Origin of the sequence: Pseudolysinimonas sp., from assembly GCF_044239695.1 — a bacterium.
GTDB lineage: Bacteria > Actinomycetota > Actinomycetes > Actinomycetales > Microbacteriaceae > Pseudolysinimonas_A.
The window spans coordinates 1-18478 of record NZ_JBIIAW010000012.1; the positions used below are offsets into that span (position 1 = coordinate 1).

Below are 18478 nucleotides of genomic sequence, written 5' to 3' on the forward strand. Positions count from 1 at the left end.
CGAGGCCGTCGAGCATGGAGATGTCGATGAAGTCGCCCAGGCCGGTGCGATGGCGTCGCTCGAGCGCGGCGAGCACGCCGATCGCGGCATGCAGGCCCCCCGCGAGGTCGCCGACCGGCACGCCGGTGCGCAGCGGGCGGCCGCCCTCCTCGCCGGTCAGGCTCATCGTGCCCGAGATCGCCTGCACGACCATGTCGTAGGCCGGCAGATCGCGTGCCGGTCCGTCCTGACCGAACCCGCTGATCGAGCACCAGATGAGCCCGGGTCGCTTCGCCATCTCGGCCTCGCGATCGACGCCGAGCCGGGCGAGCACGCCGGGGCGGAAGTTCTCCATCACGATGTCCGACCCGTCGAGCAGCGCCTGCACGACCTCGACGGCGCCCTCGCGCTTGAGATCGAGCACGAGACTGCGCTTGTTGCGGTTGATCGTGTGGAAGTAGACGCTGTCGCCGCGCACGAAGTTCGGCGCGACCGTGCGACTCAGGTCGCCCTCGGGCGCCTCGATCTTGATCACCTCGGCACCCAGATCGCCGAGGATCTGCGTGCCGTAGGGCCCCGAGAGGAACTGCGTGAAATCGAGGACGCGCAGGCCGGCGAGCGGGCCGGCAGCGGTGGGGGTCATCGGCGGGAGGCCTCTCGGTCGGTCGGGATGAGCAGGTCGTGGAGCTCGGCGACGTCGGCGACGCCGTCGAGGCGCAGCAGCCGGGCGGCGAGCTGCGCGGCGGTCGAGCGCGCCGACGCGAGGTCGAGCACCTTCGCCAGCACCTCGTTGACCGACATCGGATCGGCGGGGCCGCCGCGCACGCCCGAACAGGTCTGCACGAGAACGGTGCCGTCGCGGCGGGTGACCCGCAGCGTCGCGACGCGGTCGCGCAGCAGCACGGGATCGGGGATGAGCCGCATGCGCGCGGTGAGCTGCGTGATCGCGGGATGCGACATCCGCTCGGCGTCGTGAGCCATCGCGAACGAGAACCCGCCGTCGAGCAGCACCCCCGCCACGAGGTACTGCACGTTGATCACCGGCAGCGCCCGGCCGTCGACGACCTGCGCCAGCTCGCGCGGCAGGATGATCTCGAGGCTCGCGACGTCGTCGGGGCGGAGCCCGGCCTCGACGAGATCCACAGCCGCCTGCACCGCGGCCTGCGCCGGCGAGCCGACGGCGTACTTCTTGATGGCCGTGCGGGTGATCTCGAACCGCTCGCCGAGCCCGGCGACGAGCTCCTCGGGGTCGGGGCTCGCCGAGAAGGCCGCCAGGACGTTCGACCCGGTGTCGAAGACGTCGGGCACCCCGCGGAGCCCGGCTTGCGCGAGGAGTGCCGCGCGCACACCGTTCGAGGCCGGCATCCCGCCGAACACGAAGGCCTTCTCGACGTGGTGCGGATCCCGGAGCCAGGTGGTGATGCCGGAGGCGCTCTGCGCGGCGAGGGCGAGCGCGGCCCGGGTCGCGTCGGCGTCGAGCCGCAACGCGACCGCCCCGGCCGCGGCGGCGCCGAACACCCCGCCGATGCCGTGCGTGCTGAAGCCGGCCTGGTCGCTGCGGAACTCGGTGAAGCGCATCGCCATGACGACCCGCGTGCCCACGTCGTAGCCGGCGGCGATGGCGCGCAGCAGGTGCGCCCCGCCGATGCCGGCGTGCTGGCCGAGGGCGAGGGCCGCGGGCACGATGGCGCAGCCGGGATGCGTCGTCGACGGCGGGTGGGAGTCGTCGGTCTCATCGGCGTGCGCGGCGAAGCCGTTCACGAGCGCCGCCGAGACCGGGTCGGCCGACCCACCGGTGACGAGGCTCGAGCGGCCCGATCCGGCGAGACCGGTCCACGCCTCCCCCGCGAAGCGCCCGGGTTCGAGGTCGGCGCCCGAGATCGCGGCCCCGACGGTGTCGAGGGTGTGCACGGCGGCACGCTCCGCGACCTCCGGCGGCAGCACGGCATCCGCGGCACCGACCAGGTAGTCGGCGACCCGCGCCGTGAACGAGGTCGTCATCGCAGGATCCCGCCGTTGATCGCATACAGCTGGCCGGTGATGTAGCCGGCGTCGTCGGAGCACAGGAACGACACGAGCGCGGCGACCTCCTCGACGCGACCCGGTCGTCCGACGGGCAGCTGCGCGGTGAGGGCGCGGTAGTCCTCGGCCGCGCCCGCCGCATCCCCGGCGACCGGGGCACGGTCGGTGTCGATGAGCGCCGGCGAGACCGTGTTGACGGTGACCCCGTGCGGGGCCGCCTCGAGGCTGACCGCCTTCGTGAAGCCGATGATCCCCGACTTCGCGGTGACGAGGGCCGACCGATCGGCCGCGCCCATCTGGCCGCTGACGCCGGCGAGGTTGATCACGCGCCCCCACCCGGCCTCGTACATGTCGGGCAGCACGGCCCGCGTGAACAGGAACGTCCCGGTGAGCACCGTGCCGAGCACCCGCTGCCAGTCGGCGAGCGAGGTCTCGGTGATCGGCCCGGCGTGCCGCAGCCCCGCGTTGTTCACGAGCGCCGCGACCGGGCCGGCCTCGGCGCGCACCTGCGCGACTGCCGCCTCGACCTCGGACTCGACGGAGGCGTCGCCCGGCACCCACAGGGCGCGACCGCCCGCGTCGACGATGTCGGCGACGACGGCGCGCCCCGCGTCGGCGTTGCGGCCGTTGACCGCGACGACGAAACCGTCCGCGGCGAGTCGGCGCGCCATCCCCTCGCCGAGGTTGCGGGTCGCGCCGGTGACGAGGGCCACCCGTTCGGTCATGCGCTCTCCCCCGTCTTCTCGGCGCCGGCCTTCTCCGCAGCGGCGGGTTTCGATCCACGGGACCGTCGAGGGCGCCAGAACAGGTAGGCGCCGAGCACGAGCAGCAGGCACCAGAGCACGATCGCCACGGGCGAACCGAAGAAGTAGGCCAGCTGGTAGTCGCCCAGGTTGAGCGCGCGCAGCAGGTTGCGCTCGAGCAGCGGGCCGAGCACGAGGCCGAGCACGATCGGGATGACGGGATAGTCGGCGATCCGGAACGCGTAGCCGATCACGCCGAAGACCAGCGCGACCCCGATGTCGAAGACGAGCTTGGACTCCGCGAACGAGCCGGCGAGGCAGATCATCAGCACGACGGGCGTGAGGTACGCCACCGGCACCCGGATGACCCAGGTCAGCGGCGTGGCGAGCAGCACGCCGAACGGCACGATCAGCAGGCTCGCCAGGATGAGCGCGAGGATCACCGCGTACGCCTCGGCGCCGTGCGTCTGCATGATCTGCGGGCCGGGTTGGATGCCCTGGATGTAGAGCGCCGCGAGCACGACCGCGCCGGTGGCGCTGCCCGGGATGCCGAGCGTCAGCGTGGGCGCCATCGCCGCGGCGGTCACGGCGTTGTCGGTCGCCTCGGACGCGACGACGCCGCCGGGGAACCCCTTGCCGAACTTCTCCGGAGTCTTCGACTGCCGCTTCGCGAGCGAGTAGCTGAGGAAGTTGCTGACCGCCGTTCCGCCCCCGGGGATGACACCGAACAGCAGCCCGACGAACGTCGACTGGATCGCGATGCGCCAGTGGGTGAAGGTCTGCCGCACGCCCTTGACGACGCCGACCAGCTCGTCGCGGAACGACAGCCGCGGCGGCAGGGCCGGTTTGGAGAGGTCGCGATCGCGCACCGTGACGAGCAACTCGCTGACCGCGAAGAGCCCGATCAGGGCGGCGATGAACGAGATGCCGTCGAAGAGTTCGAAGAGTCCGGCGGTGAACCGCGGCTGGCCGGTCGCCGGCGCGGCGCCGACGGTCGCGAGCACGAGCCCGAGCAGTCCCGAGAGAAGGCCCTTGCGCACGCTCTTGCCGATGAGCGCCGACGACACGAGCAGTCCCATGATCACGACGATCGTCATCTCGCGAGCCCCGAAGCTCAGGGCGAGGGCGCCGATCGGGGCGAGCAGCAGGAGCACGATGACGCCGGCGAGCACGCCGCCGAACGCGGAGGCCATGCGGGCGATGCCGATCGCCTCGCCGCCGCGCCCCTGTTGGGTCATCGGGTACCCGTCGAGGGCGGTCACCGCGGCGCCGGCCTCGCCCGGCAGGTTCAGCAGGATGCCGGGGACGGCGCCGCCGAACTGGGCGCCGGCGTAGATGCTGACGATGAGGATGAGGCCCGCCTCGGTCGGCAGCATGACGACGAGCGGCAGCAGAAGGGCCGTCGTGTTGGAGCTGGAGAGGCCGGGCAGGATGCCGACGACGAAGCCGAGCACGAGGCCGACGACGAGCCAGAGCAGGGAGATCGGCTGGAGCAGCAGTTCCAGGCCGGGGAGGATCGCATCCATCTAGAGCAGCCCCAGGATTCCTTCGGGTACGCGCACCTGGAGCAGGAGCGTGAAGACGATGTAGCCGCCGGCGACGGTCAGCGCGGTGGCGAGGAGCACCTTCCACCAGGTGCGCACCCCGAGCACGAGCAGTGTCGCGACGACGGGGATGACCATGGCGAGCCAGAGGCCCAGGATGTTGGCGAGCAGCACCATCGCGAGGATCGAGGCGACGACGATCCCGACCCGGATCAGCGCGGCGTTGCCGTCGGTCTCGTGCGGCTCGGGGGTGCCGTCGACGTCGATGAGGGGGTCGATCGGGACCGGCGCCGGCGCGTGACGCACGAATCGGACGATCTCGACGATCAGGCCGACGAGGGCGACGACGCCGAAGAGCACGACGAGCACGCGGGCGTACCAGCCGGACCCGCCGGTGAGGTGGGTCGACGTCAGGAGCAGCACGACCGCGAGGGCCAGCCCGAGGGCCGGCACCGCGAGACGGAGAGCGCGCTCTCCCGTCATCGGGTGCCGGCCGTCGGTCATGGTCATCGGAGTGCTGCGCGGCTCACTGGCCACCGGTGAAGACGTCCGGGTTCTCCTCCAGGAGAGCCGTGATCTCGTCCTCCGCGCGCTGGAGCAGCGCACCGAGGTCGTCGGGGCTCAGGTAGTCGGCGCGGCCGTTCTCACCCAGCTCCTCGAGGGTCGCGAGGTACTCGTCGCCCTGGACCGAGTCGGCGAACGCGTCGACGAGGGCCTGGTACCGCTCGGGGTGCGTCTCGGCGCAGTCGGCCGAGGCGACCATCGACGGGTGCGACGACTGGGCAGGCACCTCGATGTCGAGCGCCTCGTTCACCGTCGGCGCGTCGTCGGTCTGCTCGCCCCAGCGGTTCTGGTCCTCCTGCACGCCGAGAGCACGTGTCTCAGCGGCGACCGAGAGCGTGTTGAAGACGCCCGCGTGGGTGGCGTCGACCTCGCCCGAGATCAGCGCGGTCCGCGCCGGTCCGCCGCCGTCGTAGCCGATCACCTTGAACTCGGCCCCGGTGGCCTCCATGATCTGCACGAGTCCGATGTAGTTGCTCGAGGCCAGGTCGCTCACGCTGAACGTGATCTCGCCCGGACGGTCGAGCGCGTCCTCGACGAGCTCCTTGAGGGTCTGCCACGGCGCGTCGGCGCGCACGCGGATGAGCCCCGGCTCGACGGTCACGCCGGCGATCGGCGCGAAGTCGTCGAGCGTGAACGAGACGTCGTTGGTCAGGTACGACATGTTGAGGTGGGGGGTGTTGGTGGTGAGGATCGTCAGGCAGTCGTCACCGTTGTCGAGCACGTACTGCGTGCCGATGATGGCACCGCCCGACGCCATGTTCTCGACGACGACGGTCGCCCCGAGGGCGTCGCCGATGAACGGCTGGATCTGGCGCGCCATCGTGTCCATGCTGCCGCCGGCTTCGGCGGGGACGATGATGCGGATCTGCTCGCCCTCGAAGTCGGCGGGCACGTCGGCTTCCGGCGTGCCGGGGTTGCACGCGGCGAGGGCCAGGGACAGGGAACCCGCGATCGCGACGGCGACGAGCGGCCGGCGAACGCGTCGGGAAAACGCTGTGGACATCTTTATCCGTTCGTTTATACGGAACAACTGTTCCATTGTTAGGTGACGCGATCTTCGTGCGCCGACGGCGACGTGTCAAGCGACCCGCGGGACATGTCGCCCGATCCGCGACCGGCCCGGGCTAGCCGACGAGTTGCTGGGCGAAGACGTGCGGCGTGAACCCGGTCAGGTCGCCGATGCCCTCGCCCTGCCCGACCAGCTTGATCGGGATGCCGGTCTTCTCCTGCACGGCGAGCACGAAGCCGCCCTTGGCCGAGCCGTCGAGCTTCGTGAGCACGAGCCCCGTCACGCCGGCGTGCTCGATGAACGCCTCCGCCTGGGCGAGGCCGTTCTGCCCGGTCGTCGCGTCGAGCACGAGCAGCACTTCGGCGATGGGCTCCAGCTTCTCCACGACGCGTCGCACCTTGGAGAGTTCGTCCATCAGACCGCTCTTGGTCTGCAGTCGGCCCGCCGTGTCGATGAGCACGATCTCGATGCCCTCGCGCTGCGCCTTCTCGACGGTCTGGAAGGCGACCGAGGCCGGATCCTGCCCGGCCTGCTGCGGACGCACGATCTGCGCTCCCCCGCGCTCCGCCCAGGTCGCGAGCTGCTCGACCGCGGCCGCGCGGAAGGTGTCGGCCGCACCGACGACGACCGAGCGCCCGTAGTTGCCGAGGAACTTGGCGAACTTGCCGATCGTCGTCGTCTTCCCGACGCCGTTGACGCCGACGACCAGCACCACGGCCGGCCGGTTCGAGAGCACGAGAGTCGAGTCCAGACGGGCGAGCCGCTCCTCGATCGTCTCGCGCAGCATCCGCTGGAGGTCAGCGGGGTCGGTCGTGCGGAACTTGGCGACCTTGCCGCGCAGCTCCTCGACGATCGCATCGGTGACGTCGGAGCCGAAATCTGCCGACAGGAGCGCATCCTCGAGGGCGACCCAGGTGTCGTCGTCGATCGTCGCGCGCGAGAACATCCCCCGCAGGGCAGAACCGAGGGACCACGCAGCTGCCATGCCACCATGGTCGCATGGCGACCTCTCCGAACCCGGCATCGTGATCGCGGCCTTCATCCGGCACGGCCAGACCGACTGGAACCGCGACGGGCTCCTCCAGGGCTCGAGCGACATCCCGCTCAACGACACCGGGCGGGCTCAGGCCCGCGACGCCCTCATGACGGTGAGATCGATGCCCTGGGATGTCGTCGTGAGTTCCCCGCTGCGGCGCGCCCGGGAGACCGCGCAGATCATCGCCGACGGCCTCGGCATCGAGCTCGGGCCTGCCTACGCCGGCCTCGTCGAGCGCGACTACGGCACCCTCGAAGGCACTTCGTCGGCGGCGGCGATCGACCGCTGGCCGTCCCGGGACTATCCGGGCGCCGAGAGCCTCGATTCCGTCGCGACCCGCGGGTCGCTGGCGTTGCGCGAGATCGCGGCCGACACCCCGGAGGCGGCGGTGCTCATCGTCTGCCACGGCACGATCATCCGCTACACCCTCGCACGGCTCGCCGGGCGGCCGGTGCCGGGCATCGACAACGGCTCGGTCTCGATGCTGCGCTCGCACGCCGACGGCTGGGACGTGCTCACCGTCAACGGCATCCCCCTCGAGCAGATCCCGATCGAGCACGCCGCGAAGCAGCCCTCGCGCGAAGGTGAGGACGGCACCCACGCGGGCTGACCGCTCGGCGGGATCAGCGGATGGCGTCGTCCTCGCCCGCGAGCACGAGGTCGGCGGTCGCGAACATCCGCCGCACCGTCACCGAGTCCCGCATCCGCACGGAGCGGTAGCGCGTCGCCACCCGCCCGTCGGGCGTCTCGCGCACCGTGAAGCCGCCGAACGGCAGCGCATCGATGGCCGCCATCCCGGTGCCGTCGGGCTGCATGAGGATGAAGGCCTGCGAGCCGGGGCCTGCTCCGACGTTGCCGAGCACGATCCCCGCGACCGGGTCGCTGAAGACATCCGACAGCAGCGTCGCTCCGGGCGCCTGGGGCGCGACGATCGGCGCGTCCGGGAGGTCGGCCTGCGTCGCACGACGGATGAAGGTCATCCCGTTCACCTCGGCGAACCGATGCATGCGCACCCAGCGCCCCCACGCCGGCGGGATCAGGAGAAGGCGGGTGACGACGACGCACAGCCCGACCGCGACGACGACCGCGCCGAGCAGGAGAGGCGTGCCCGCACCCCACTCGGCGGTGGGGCCGTTCCGGGCGACCCAGCCGATCACGAAGTTCACGGTGACGACGCTGAAGATCAGAACGGCCGGCCAGGCGAAGATCGCCACGCCCACGAGCAGGAGGGTGCGGACGAAAGAGAGGTCGGCGATCAGCGACCGTCCGGCGAGGATCGCACGGCGCCGGGCCGCCGACTCGGTGGACGACAGCGGCGCGTCGAGCGGGGTGAAGTCGTAGGCGCGGTCCACTCCCCGATCTTCGCAGGCCTCAGTCGATCGTGATGGCGTCGGGCTGGTCGCCCTGCTGCGCCTCCGGCGGGAGCGGCTTCTTCTTCAGCAGGCGGGCGTTCACCGCCCAGATGACGATCGCGACGAGCGCGTAGGCGCCGAACAGGATCGGCCACTTGAGGAAGTCGCCGGGGATCTCGCCCCACGCCTTCGGGATCGTCAGCAGCACGATCATGAACGCCGCCAGGCCGACGGCGTAGGAGGCACCCCAGACCGCCTTCTTCCAGCCGTACAGTTTCGCGCCGTCGAGGGTGCCGAGCGGCAGCAGCGACAGCGGCAGCGTCGACACGCCCTTGACGGTGACCCCGGCGAGGAACTCGACGAGGAACACGTAGGCGACGTGGTCGACCTCGACCGGCGCGAGCAGGGAGTAGCCGACCCAGGCGACGAGCGCGAACCCGAGCCCGATGGCCGACCCGACGAGCGTCACGACGGCGCTCTTGGCCGCCTGCAGACTGGTCGCGTAGGCGATGCCGGCGACGAGGCCGAAGATGACGCCCGGTTCGAGACCGAGCAGCCGGGCGACGACGACCGCGAGGAGGACGAGCGCGAGCGAGCCCCAGCGGAACCGCAGGTAGGGGTCGGAATCCGGCTGGAGACGCACCGCGACCCGGCGCACGATCGCCCAGGCGAGCAGGTTGAACAGCACGAAGCTGAGGAACAACGTCACCACGAGGCGCAGCGACATGAGGTTGATTCCGAAGTCGGGGTCGACGAACGCACCGAGGATGGCGGCCAACGCGAAGCCGGGCCACATCAGCCACCCGGGCAGCCGCGAACGGCGGATCGCCGGCGGAGAGCCGGGAGGAGCGGTGGATGCCGCGGGCGCGGCGGCATCCATCGGCTTCCGCCGGACGCGGGTCGTCACCCAGCGCACCATCGACTGGTAGCGCGACCCGACGACCGAGTTGAGCAGGGTCGAGGGCCAGCCGACGACGAGCATCAGCATGAGCGACCCGGCGCCGATGTACGCCCACTGCACGCCCGAAGGCAGGTAGATCGTCGGGAGACCGCTGAGCACGCTCGGGTCGTCGAGGCCGGTTCCGCTGAGGAACGGGGTCGTGACGATGATGTTGGCGACCAGTTGCGGACGCCCCTCGATCCCGGAGTCGCTCTCGAAGTCGACGCCGTCGGTCCAGGTGAAGGCGTAGATGTTCGCGCCGGGAGCGCCCGGCGACGGGACATCCTGCGGATGACTGAACCGAGCGTTCACGTACCCCGGCGTCGGATCGAGCGCCGCGAGGTCCTCCGCCCCGAAGGCCACGCTCTCGGTCCCGCTGTCCGAACCGGCCACGAGGTTGATGGTCCCGGGCGCCGAGTATCCGCTGCGCTCGAAGTCCCGGTAGAAGTCCACGAGCTCGTCGTAGCTCATGTCGACGTAGTAGAGGATGAAGTTCAGCGCCGTCGCGTAGCGGCCGTCCTCGAGCAGGGTCTCGTCGAACTCCCGGCCCTCCGCCTTGAGGGCGCAGTCCCAGCCGCTGCCGCGCATCGACGGCGGCAGCCACTGCGGATCGACGTCGAACACCTCGAACCCGCTGCCGATCTGGCGGCTGCCGGCGCAGTCCGCTTCGTCCGCCTGCGCCGCGACGGCGGGCATCCCGAGCGCCGACAGCACCGCGAGCATCCCAGCCGCCACCCAGCGTTTCATGGCGGAAATATAGCGCCTAGGTGAACCGACGCCCGAGACGGGCGTCGGCGCTGGCACCGCGCGGAGACGCGAAAGCGTCTCCGCCTAAGCGGAGTGCGCGCGATCTCCCACCCGCTGGCCGACGACGGCCGAGACGCCGTCCTGACGCATCGAGACGCCGTAGAGGGCATCCGCGATCTCCATCGTGCGCTTCTGGTGCGTGATGACGATGAGCTGCGAATCGGTGCGCAGGTCCTCCATCACGGTCAGCAGGCGGCCGAGGTTGGCGTCGTCGAGCGCCGCCTCCACCTCGTCCATGATGTAGAACGGGCTGGGCCGCGCCTTGAAGATCGCCATCAGCAGCGCGACCGCCGCGAGCGACCGCTCGCCGCCGGAGAGCAGCGAGAGCCGTTCGATCTTCTTGCCCGCGGGCTTCACGGTGACCTCGATGCCGGTGGTGAGCAGGTTGTCGGGGTCGGTGAGATGGATGCTGCCGCTGCCGCCCGGGAACAGCACCGGGAACACCTGGTTGAACGCGTTCTTGGTGTCTTCGAACGCGGACCCGAAGATGTCCTGCATCTTCTCGTCGATCTCGTCGATGATCGTCAGCAGGTCTTTACGGGTCGCGGTGAGGTCGGCGAGCTGCTCGGTGAGGAACCGGTGCCGCTGCTCGAGCGCTTCGAACTCCTCGAGGGCGAGGGGGTTCACCCGGCCGAGCTGGCCGAGCTTGCGCTCTGCCGTGACGAGTCGTGCCTCCTGCGCGGCCCGCACGAACGGCTTCTCGGTGACGACCTCCTCGCCGTCGACCTCGGTGCGCTCGGGCACCGGCACCTCGGGGCCGTACTCCGCGACGAGGACGTCCTCGTCGAGGGCGAGCTCTTCGGCGGCGCGCTCGAGCAGCGACGAGAGGTGCAGCTTCTTCTCGTAGGCCTGCATCTCGAGGCCGTGCACGTTCTCGTTGAGGGTCGCGAGACGCTCCCGCAGGGCGCTCTCGGTGCGGCGCAGTTCGTTCAGCTCCTCGTTCTGCTGGCTGCGCGCGGCTTCGGCGGTAGCGAGTGCGACCCGCGCCTGGGAGACCGAGCGGTCGGCGACATCCAGAGCGGCCGGCAGTGCGGCGAGCACGTTCTGCGCCGCCGCGACCTGGTGCTGACGCTGCACGGCGATGCGTGCGGCCTCCTCGGCGGCGGCCCGCTCGGCTTCGAGCTGCGCCTGCAGCGCGTCGGCCTGCTGGCCCTGGGCCCGAACGCGCTCACGTGCGGTCTCCAGTTCGACGCGGGCCTGCACTTCGGCGGCCCGGGCGGCTTCGAGTTCGGCGTAGAGCGCGTCGCGCGCCGAGACGTCGAGGATCGGGCGCGGGTTCGCGGCGTGCGCGTCCCGCTCCGACGTCGCCGACTCGAGCGCGGCCTCGGCATCCTCGACGGAGGTCCCGAGCGTGCGGAGCGACTCGGCGAGACGCTCGCCCTCCGCCTGCGCGGCTTCGAGCGCGACCCGCGAGCGGCCGAGTGCCTCGCTGCGTTCCGCGAGGCGGGTGTCGAACTCCTTGAGGGCGGCGGATGCCGTGGCCGCGTCGATCTGCGCGAGGTCGAGCGACTCCCGCTTGCCGGCGAGCGCGAACCGCTGGCGTTCGATCGCGGTGGTGACCTCGGCGAGCCGGGTCTGGGCGGCATCCCGTTCGGCGGCGAGCTCGATCGTCGAGCGCCCGCCGCCGGAGCCGCCGCGCACCACGTGCTCGGTGAGCACGTCGCCGTCGCGGGTGATCATGGTGAGGCCGCCGAGGCGCGCCACGGCGGGCCACGAGGCCCGGGCGGCGGCGAGGTCGTCGACGACCACGACGGAGGCGAGAAGACCGCGGATGCCGTCGGGTCCGGTGACGAGAGCGGCCGCCGACTCGACGCCGGCGGGGAGCCCGGTCGGCAGCACGGGGGCGGCGGAGTCGGCGATGACGATCTCGACCCGGCCGGCCTCGGCGGCGCGCACGTCGTCGAGAGCGCTGAAGGCCGCCTCTCGCGAGTCGGCGAGCACGGCGTCGGAGAGCGAGCCGAGCGCGGCGGCGATCGCGGCTTCGAACCCGGGCCGTACCTGGATGTGCTCGGCGACGAGCCCGCGGATGCCCTTCGCCCCGACGATCGCACCCGAGCCGTCCTTCTGGTCGAGCGCGAGCGACAGGGCGCCGGTGCGGGCGGCGAGAGCGTCGCGCTCGCGCTCGGAGGCGTGCAGTTCGTCGCGGGCGACGTCGACCTCGGCGCGCAGCGTCTCGACGGCGGATTCGGCGGCCGTCACCGCCGCGGCGAGATCGACATCGAGCGCGACGGCGTCGGCGTCGCCTTCGAGGGCGAGCAGCTCCTCGCGCGCCGTCTCGCGGCGCGCCTCGGCCTGCGCGAGCGACGCCTTCTGCCGGTCGAGTTCGGCGCGGGTCGCGGTGAGCCGGGATTCGGCCGCCGCGACGACGCCGGCGAGGCGCCCCTGCTCGAGGTCGTGGGCCGAGACGAGGGCGCTCTGCGCGCTGATCTCCTCGTCGAGCGAGTCGAGCGCGCCGCGGGCGGTGGCGGTGACGGCGGAGGCGCGGCCGAGAGTCTCCTCGGCGGTCGTCACCCCGGTCGCGAGGCGGGTGATCTCTTCGCGTGCGTCGTCGACCATGCGCTGGCTGATCGTCGACGACATCCCGGGCAGCTCCGCCTGCTGACCCAGCAGCGACAGCCGCTGGTTGGCGAGCGTGTAGAGCGATCGCATCCGGTCCTGCACCTGCTCGAGGCCGAACGCGACGCGGCGCGCCTCGTCGACCGCATCCCCGACCATCGCCTGCTCGAGCCGACCCTGCCGCAGCCGGGCCTGGTCGAGCTGCTCCTGCAGCACGAGGCGCTCGGTCTTGCGCTCGCTCTCGCCGCGCGACAGGTCGGAGACGGCGGCCCGGAGGGTGACGACTTCGTCGGCGAGCAGACGGGCGCGGGCATCCCGCACGGTCGCCTGGATCTGCGCGGCCTCGCGGGCGATCTCGGCCTGCTGGCCGAGCGGCTTCAACTGCCGCCGGATCTCGCCGGCGAGGTCGGAGAGCCGGGTGAGGTTCGCCTGCATCGCCTCGAGCTTGCGGAGCGTCTTCTCTTTGCGGCGGCGGTGCTTGAGGATGCCGGCCGCCTCCTCGATGAACCCGCGGCGGTCTTCGGCGGTCGCGTGCAGGACGGCGTCGAGCTGCCCCTGCCCGACGATGACGTGCATCTCGCGCCCGAGGCCGGAGTCGGAGAGCAGCTCCTGCACGTCGAGGAGCCGGCACTGCTCGCCGTTGATCGCGTACTCGCTGCCGCCGTTGCGGAACAGGGTGCGCGAGATCGTGACCTCGGAGTACTCGATCGGCAGCGCGCCGTCGGCATTGTCGATCGTGAGATGCACCTCGGCGCGGCCGAGCGGCCCGCGGGTCGCGGTGCCGGCGAAGATGACGTCCTCCATCTTGCCGCCGCGGAGGGTCTTCGCCCCCTGCTCGCCCATCACCCAGGCGAGCGCGTCGACGACGTTCGACTTGCCGGAGCCGTTCGGGCCGACGACGCACGTCACGCCCGGTTCGAACGCGAAGGTGGTCGGCGTCGCGAAGGACTTGAACCCCTTGAGGGTCAGGCTCTTCAGGTACACGCGGCTCCGCTTCGATGATGGACTCCCCTACGGTACCCGGTCTGTGTAGTCTGGTCGGCTGCCCACCCGGCGGCGGAAGGCTGGTCCCGCCGTGGGCGCATTCACGATCGACGAGATCGTCATCCCGGAGCGCATCGATGCTCCGGATGCCGGCGACTTCGTGCGCGCCGTCGAGGTGGGCAACCTCGTCGCGGTCGAGACCTACGGCACGGCCGAGATCACTTACGAGCCCGCCGAAGAACTCTCGAAGTACCTCGACCCGTATCAGCCGCACCGGGTGTTCGTCGCGCGCGTCGACGGCGTCGTCGTCGGACGCGGCACGGCCGAGACCCACCGGGGCGACGAGGCGGACACCTCGTGGGTGTCGACGCAGGTGCTGCCGGCGTTCCGCGGACGCGGTATCGGGCGTGCGCTGGTGGACGCGACCGAGACGGCGTTCCCGGGCATCCGCAAGGCGATCGCGTACGTCGCGGGCACCGAACTCGCCGGAGCCCGGCTGTCGTCGCCGACCGGCTTCGGCTCGATCGCGGCCGACGCCCGCGAGACGCGGTTCCTGCAGGCATCCGGATACCGCGTCGAGCAGGTGGAGCGGCTGAGCCGGCTCGCGCTGCCGCTCGACGGGCTCGACGACCTCCTCACCGACGCCCGGCGCGCGACCGGGGGCGACTACCGCGTGCACACCTGGACCGGGCGGACGCCGGACCGCTGGCTCGAGGACCGCGCCGTGCTCGCGACCCGGATGAGCACCGACGCCCCGACCGCGGGGCTCGAGGAGCCGGAGAACGTCTGGACCGCGCAGCGCATCCGGGAGAGCGACGACCGCTGGGAGAGCAACCCGCGCAGCCGGATCGTCGCCGCGGCGGAGCATCTCCCCTCCGGGCGGTTGGTGGGGTACTCGATGCTCTCGGTGCCGCGTGAGGCGCATCGCGCGGTCGACCAATGGGCGACGCTCGTGCTGCGCGAGCACCGCGGCCACCGCCTCGGGATGCTGCTCAAGGTCGCCAATCTCGCGCACCTCGCGGAGGTCTCCCCCGGCCACCCCAGCGTGCTGACCTTCAACGCGGAGGAGAACCGCCCCATGCTGGCCGTCAACGAACAGCTCGGGTTCGTCGCCATCGGCTACGAAGGCGCCTGGCGAAAGGATCTGACATGAGCGCGACGCCGTCGAACATCGTGATCGAGGAGCTGCCGATTCCGGTGTCGCCTGGCGCGGAGGGCTGGGACGACTTCGTCGCCGCGACGCAGGCCGGTCGGCGGTCGGATGCCGTCGCCTTCGGCACGAGCGAACGCGACTACGAGCCCGACGAGGAGCTGCCGCACTTCCAGGACCCGCACCGGCCGTCGCGGATGTTCGTCGCCCGGGTCGACGGCGGCGTCGTCGCACGCGCCTGGTTCGAACTCCAGGCCGACGATCGCGACACGGCGTGGGTCGTGGTCCAGGTGCCGCCCGAGGTCGAGCATCGCGGCGTCGGCCGCGGGCTCGCCGACGCCATCGAGGCCGGGATCGCCGCCGAAGGCCGTCGCAAGATCATCGTCTACGTGCCCGAGACCGGCTCCGGCGGCGAGCGGCGTCCGGCGCCCACCGGGTTCGGCTCGGTGCCCGAGCAGTCGAGGTCGACGCGCTTCTGCGACGCCCGCGGCTACCGGCTCGAGCAGGTCAACCGCCTCAGCCGACTCGCGCTGCCGGTCGCGGGCATCGCCGAGAAGCTCGCGGCCGCGGTCGAACGCAGCGGACCCGACTTCGCGCTGCACTCCTGGATCGGCCCGACGCCGGAGCGCTGGCTCGACGACATCGCGGTGCTCTGGACCCGGATGAGCACCGACGCCCCGGACGCCGGGGTCGGCACGCCCGAGGACGTCTGGACCGCGGAACGTCTGGCCGAGGAAGACGCTCGCAAGGAGCGCGACGACCCGCGGAAGCTGGTGACGACCGCCGCCGAGCACCTGCCCTCCGGTCGGCTCGTCGCCTACTCCGAGTACTCGGTGCCGCCGCAGCCCGGGCGCGCCGCGCTGCAGTACGGCACGCTCGTGCTGAAGGAGTTCCGCGGCCACGGCCTCGGGATGCTGGTGAAACTCGCGAACCTCGACTACCTGCCGCGCATCTCCCCCGGTCACCCGAGCGCGCTGACCTTCAACGCGGAGGAGAACCGCCCGATGCTCGACGTCAACGAGGCGATGGGGTTCGTCGGCATCGCCTACGAGGGCATCTGGCGGAAGGATCTGGCATGACGGACGTGTCGTCGAACTTCACGATCGAGGAGTTGCAGATCCCGGCGACGCTCGACGGCTCCCCCGCGGCGCGCGACTTCGAGCAGACGGTCGACGCGCGAAACCTCGCGGAGGCCGCGAGCTTCGGGGCCACCGGCATGGAGTTCACGGCGGCCGAACTGCTGCCCCGGTGGCAGGAGAACAGCCACGAGCGTCGCCGGCTGTTCGGCGCCCGGGTCGACGGCCGCATCGTCGCGCGCGGCACCTACGAGACGCGCACGCGGGGGGATGCCGTCAGCACCGCGTGGCTCTCGGTGCAGGTCGATCCGGCGTTCACCCGTCGGGGCATCGGCCGCGCCCTCGCCGACGCGGTCGAAGCCGTCGCCCGCGAGGAGGGCAAGGAGAAGCTGCACGTCTACGCCGCGACCCTCGCCGCAGGCGGACCACGGCTCGAGTCACCGACGGGCTTCGGGTCGCTGCCGGCCGAGGGGCGCGAGGTGCGCTTCCTGCTCGCCCGGGGCTACGCGCTGGAACAGGTCGAGCGCGCGAGCCGACTCGCGCTGCCCGCCGACCCGGCGGTGCTGGCCGCGCGCCGCGCGTTCGCCGAGGAGCGGTCGGGCGACTACCGGGTGCACCTCTGGGCGGGGCGGGCGCCCGAGCCGCTGCTCGAGGATCTCGCCGTGCTCGCCACCCGGATGAGCACCGACGCCCCCTCCGCCGGACTCGACCAGGACGAAGACGTCTGGACCGTCGAACGCTGGCGCGAGCACGAGGAGCTCGAGGCGCGATCGCCCCGGGCCATCCTCTACGCGGCGGCCGAGCACCTCCCGACCGGTCGGCTCGCCGGGTACACCGAATTGAGCGTCCCCGTTGAGACCAGCCGCGGCATCGAGCAGCGCGACACGATCGTGATGCGCGAGCACCGCGGTCACCGCCTCGGGATGCTGCTGAAGATCGCCAACATCCAGCACCTCCAGGACACTCATCCGGGACATCCCGAGATCACGACGTTCAACGCCGAGGAGAACCGCTACATGCTCGACGTCAACGAGGCCGTCGGGTTCGTGCCGTTCGCCTACGAGGGCGCCTGGCTGAAGAGGCTCTAGGCCGACTGCCACAGGGTGACGGAACCGTCGGCCGCCACCGTCAGCACGTAGAGAACGCCGCCGAACGCGGCCGCCGCGAGGGGATCGCCCTCCGGTCCCTCGATGAGGCGCCAGGAGCTCGCGTCCTCGGAGACCGCGATCACCCCGGCTCCGACCAGGGCCGTCGCCCCGTCCCAGAGCACCGGCGCAGGGATCTCATCCGACGCCTCGATCCGCGGGAGCGCGAATTGCGTCGCCGCGCCGTCGACGTAGCTCCAGGCGAGCAACAGCCCGTCGCCGCGCCCCACGATCACGCACCGGCCGCCCTCGCACCACGCGGCCTCCGCCTGGGACGCCAGCGCGTCGTGGGGAAGGTCGAGGAGCTCCCACGGTCCCGTCGGACCGCCGACCCAGGCGGCCGCCTCCACGCGCACCTCTCCCCCGCCGAGCCGCTGCGTGAAACCCGTCACCAGCAGATCGTGGTCATCGGTGACGACCGAGGTGGCGAACGGCAGCACATCGGCCGTCGCGGCGAGCGGAGAGCCGGTCGACGACTGCTCGATCCAGCTGTCGCCGTGCTCGAGCCAGATCGCGATGTCGAGCCCCGGGCCGCCGCCCGCCCGGCCTCCGACGAGCACCGCCTGCCCGTCGACCTCCGTCACCCCGACCATCCCGCCGCCGCGCCATCCGCCGAAGACCTCGAGTCCCTGAACCGGCTGCTCGGTCAGGCGGTTCAGATCGCCGACCCAGGTGCTCCACCGGGGATTGCCGTGACCGCCTCCGGTGCGACCGCCCAGGGCCCGCAGGTGCGACCCCTCGGCGGAGATCGAGGACCACCGGGCGAGAGCGCCGTAATAGCTGACGGCCTCGATCGGGATCGGCGCCAGCACCCCGGCGGCATCGGCGACGAGGAGGGCAGGTTGCTCATCTCGCGAACCGCCGACGACGAGCCTCCCGTCGATGACGAGCACCTGCGATCCGACGACGTCAGCAGGCAGGGGCACCCGAACCCACGCCTGATCCGCGGGGGTCGGTGCGCTCGTGCAGCCGGCGAGGAGCAGCACGATCGCGAGGATCGCGGTGCTCCGCCGAGTCATCCGTTCAGGATAGAACTCCCTAGCTGGCCGGCAGCACGGCGCAGATGCGGGCGATCACTGTCGTGCCCGAGTCGGTCGTCGCCTCGATGTCGACGAACGACGCGTACGGGCCGCCGACGATCCCGGTCGGCGTGATCGGACCGTCGAGCGTCCAGGCGTTCGTGTCCTCGGCACCGACGAAGATGCCGCCGTTGCTGGGGAACGCCACCCCGTCGTCGATGTAGGAGAGGGAGTAGGAGTACGTCGTGTACGCGTCCTCCTCCGGCGTGTCGGTGAAGGCGATGCTGTCGCCCTCACCGAGCGAGTAGATGTCCTGCACCGGGTCGATCTCGAGGCGCGGGTCGACGAAGAGGTCGTACCCGGCGGTCGTCACCCCGTCGCAGGTCGGCCCGGACGCGGCACCGCCCCCGTCGGACGAGCCGCCGTCGGTTCCCCCGGTCGGCGCGCAGCCGGCGAGTACGAGGGCGAGGACGGGCAGGGTCGCGAGCAGCGCCAGGCGCGAGCGGTTCATCACCCCGCCATGCTCCTCGCGACAGCATCGCGGCGAACAGT

16 protein-coding genes are annotated in these 18478 nt (G+C 71.7%); 4 read left to right on the plus strand and 12 right to left on the minus strand.

Annotated features, from left to right (window positions below):
- The 7 genes from ACILQS_RS03380 to ftsY all read right to left on the minus strand — a co-directional run.
- On the minus strand, positions 1–622 hold a 622-nt coding region (locus ACILQS_RS03380), incomplete at its 3' end, for a CaiB/BaiF CoA transferase family protein (protein ID WP_395638690.1).
- Positions 619–1980: an MmgE/PrpD family protein gene (locus tag ACILQS_RS03385; RefSeq protein WP_395638691.1), complete on the minus strand. Its 1362-nt coding sequence runs from the start codon at positions 1978–1980 to the stop codon at positions 619–621. The genes ACILQS_RS03380 and ACILQS_RS03385, both read right to left, overlap by 4 nt.
- Complete coding sequence (locus ACILQS_RS03390; RefSeq protein ID WP_395638692.1) at positions 1977–2726, minus strand: SDR family NAD(P)-dependent oxidoreductase; 750 nt, start codon at positions 2724–2726, stop codon at positions 1977–1979. The genes ACILQS_RS03385 and ACILQS_RS03390 overlap by 4 nt, the downstream gene beginning before the upstream one ends.
- Complete coding sequence (locus ACILQS_RS03395) at positions 2723–4270, minus strand: tripartite tricarboxylate transporter permease (protein WP_395638693.1); 1548 nt, start codon at positions 4268–4270, stop codon at positions 2723–2725. The genes ACILQS_RS03390 and ACILQS_RS03395 overlap by 4 nt, the downstream gene beginning before the upstream one ends.
- On the minus strand, positions 4271–4792 hold the full coding sequence (locus ACILQS_RS03400; protein ID WP_395638694.1) for a tripartite tricarboxylate transporter TctB family protein: 522 nt from the start codon (positions 4790–4792) through the stop codon (positions 4271–4273).
- 22 nt (positions 4793–4814) lie between these two features.
- Positions 4815–5855 (minus strand): Bug family tripartite tricarboxylate transporter substrate binding protein, encoded by a 1041-nt coding sequence (locus ACILQS_RS03405; protein WP_395638695.1) that lies wholly within the window; start codon positions 5853–5855, stop codon positions 4815–4817.
- Positions 5856–5976: 121 nt separating this feature from the next.
- The gene (ftsY, locus tag ACILQS_RS03410; protein WP_395638696.1) at positions 5977–6846 is read right to left on the minus strand and encodes a signal recognition particle-docking protein FtsY; all 870 of its coding nucleotides are present in this window, start codon (positions 6844–6846) and stop codon (positions 5977–5979) included.
- Here ftsY and ACILQS_RS03415 point away from each other — a divergent pair.
- Positions 6845–7507, plus strand: coding sequence for a histidine phosphatase family protein (locus tag ACILQS_RS03415; RefSeq protein ID WP_395638697.1), 663 nt, complete (start codon positions 6845–6847; stop codon positions 7505–7507). The two genes, ftsY and ACILQS_RS03415, sit on opposite strands and share 2 nt — an antisense overlap.
- A 13-nt stretch (positions 7508–7520) precedes the next feature.
- Here the strand turns inward: ACILQS_RS03415 and ACILQS_RS03420 are convergent, their stop codons facing one another.
- The 3 genes from ACILQS_RS03420 to smc form a co-directional block, all read right to left on the minus strand.
- Positions 7521–8249, minus strand: coding sequence for a hypothetical protein (locus ACILQS_RS03420; protein ID WP_395638698.1), 729 nt, complete (start codon positions 8247–8249; stop codon positions 7521–7523).
- A gap of 19 nt (positions 8250–8268) precedes the next feature.
- Positions 8269–9936 carry a hypothetical protein gene (locus ACILQS_RS03425; RefSeq protein WP_395638699.1) on the minus strand — a complete coding sequence of 556 codons (1668 nt, stop codon included), beginning with the start codon at positions 9934–9936 and terminating at the stop codon, positions 8269–8271.
- 84 nt (positions 9937–10020) lie between these two features.
- Positions 10021–13536: a chromosome segregation protein SMC gene (smc, locus tag ACILQS_RS03430; protein WP_395638700.1), complete on the minus strand. Its 3516-nt coding sequence runs from the start codon at positions 13534–13536 to the stop codon at positions 10021–10023.
- A gap of 91 nt (positions 13537–13627) precedes the next feature.
- Between smc and ACILQS_RS03435 the strand changes: the two genes are divergently transcribed.
- From ACILQS_RS03435 to ACILQS_RS03445, 3 genes are read left to right on the plus strand one after another with little or no spacing between them, the layout of a single operon-like run.
- Positions 13628–14689, plus strand: coding sequence for a GNAT family N-acetyltransferase (locus ACILQS_RS03435; protein WP_395638701.1), 1062 nt, complete (start codon positions 13628–13630; stop codon positions 14687–14689).
- Positions 14686–15765 (plus strand): GNAT family N-acetyltransferase, encoded by a 1080-nt coding sequence (locus ACILQS_RS03440; RefSeq protein WP_395638702.1) that lies wholly within the window; start codon positions 14686–14688, stop codon positions 15763–15765. Before ACILQS_RS03435 ends, ACILQS_RS03440 begins: the two co-directional genes overlap by 4 nt.
- On the plus strand, positions 15762–16850 hold the full coding sequence (locus tag ACILQS_RS03445) for a GNAT family N-acetyltransferase (protein ID WP_395638703.1): 1089 nt from the start codon (positions 15762–15764) through the stop codon (positions 16848–16850). The genes ACILQS_RS03440 and ACILQS_RS03445 overlap by 4 nt, the downstream gene beginning before the upstream one ends.
- Here the strand turns inward: ACILQS_RS03445 and ACILQS_RS03450 are convergent.
- Both ACILQS_RS03450 and ACILQS_RS03455 read right to left on the minus strand, forming a co-directional pair.
- A complete protein-coding gene (locus tag ACILQS_RS03450; RefSeq protein WP_395638704.1) occupies positions 16847–17926 on the minus strand; it encodes a hypothetical protein in 1080 nt (359 codons plus the stop codon). The two genes, ACILQS_RS03445 and ACILQS_RS03450, sit on opposite strands and share 4 nt — an antisense overlap.
- Positions 17927–17945: 19 nt before the next feature.
- Positions 17946–18440 carry a hypothetical protein gene (locus tag ACILQS_RS03455; protein WP_395638705.1) on the minus strand — a complete coding sequence of 165 codons (495 nt, stop codon included), beginning with the start codon at positions 18438–18440 and terminating at the stop codon, positions 17946–17948.
- Positions 18441–18478 lie beyond the last annotated feature (38 nt).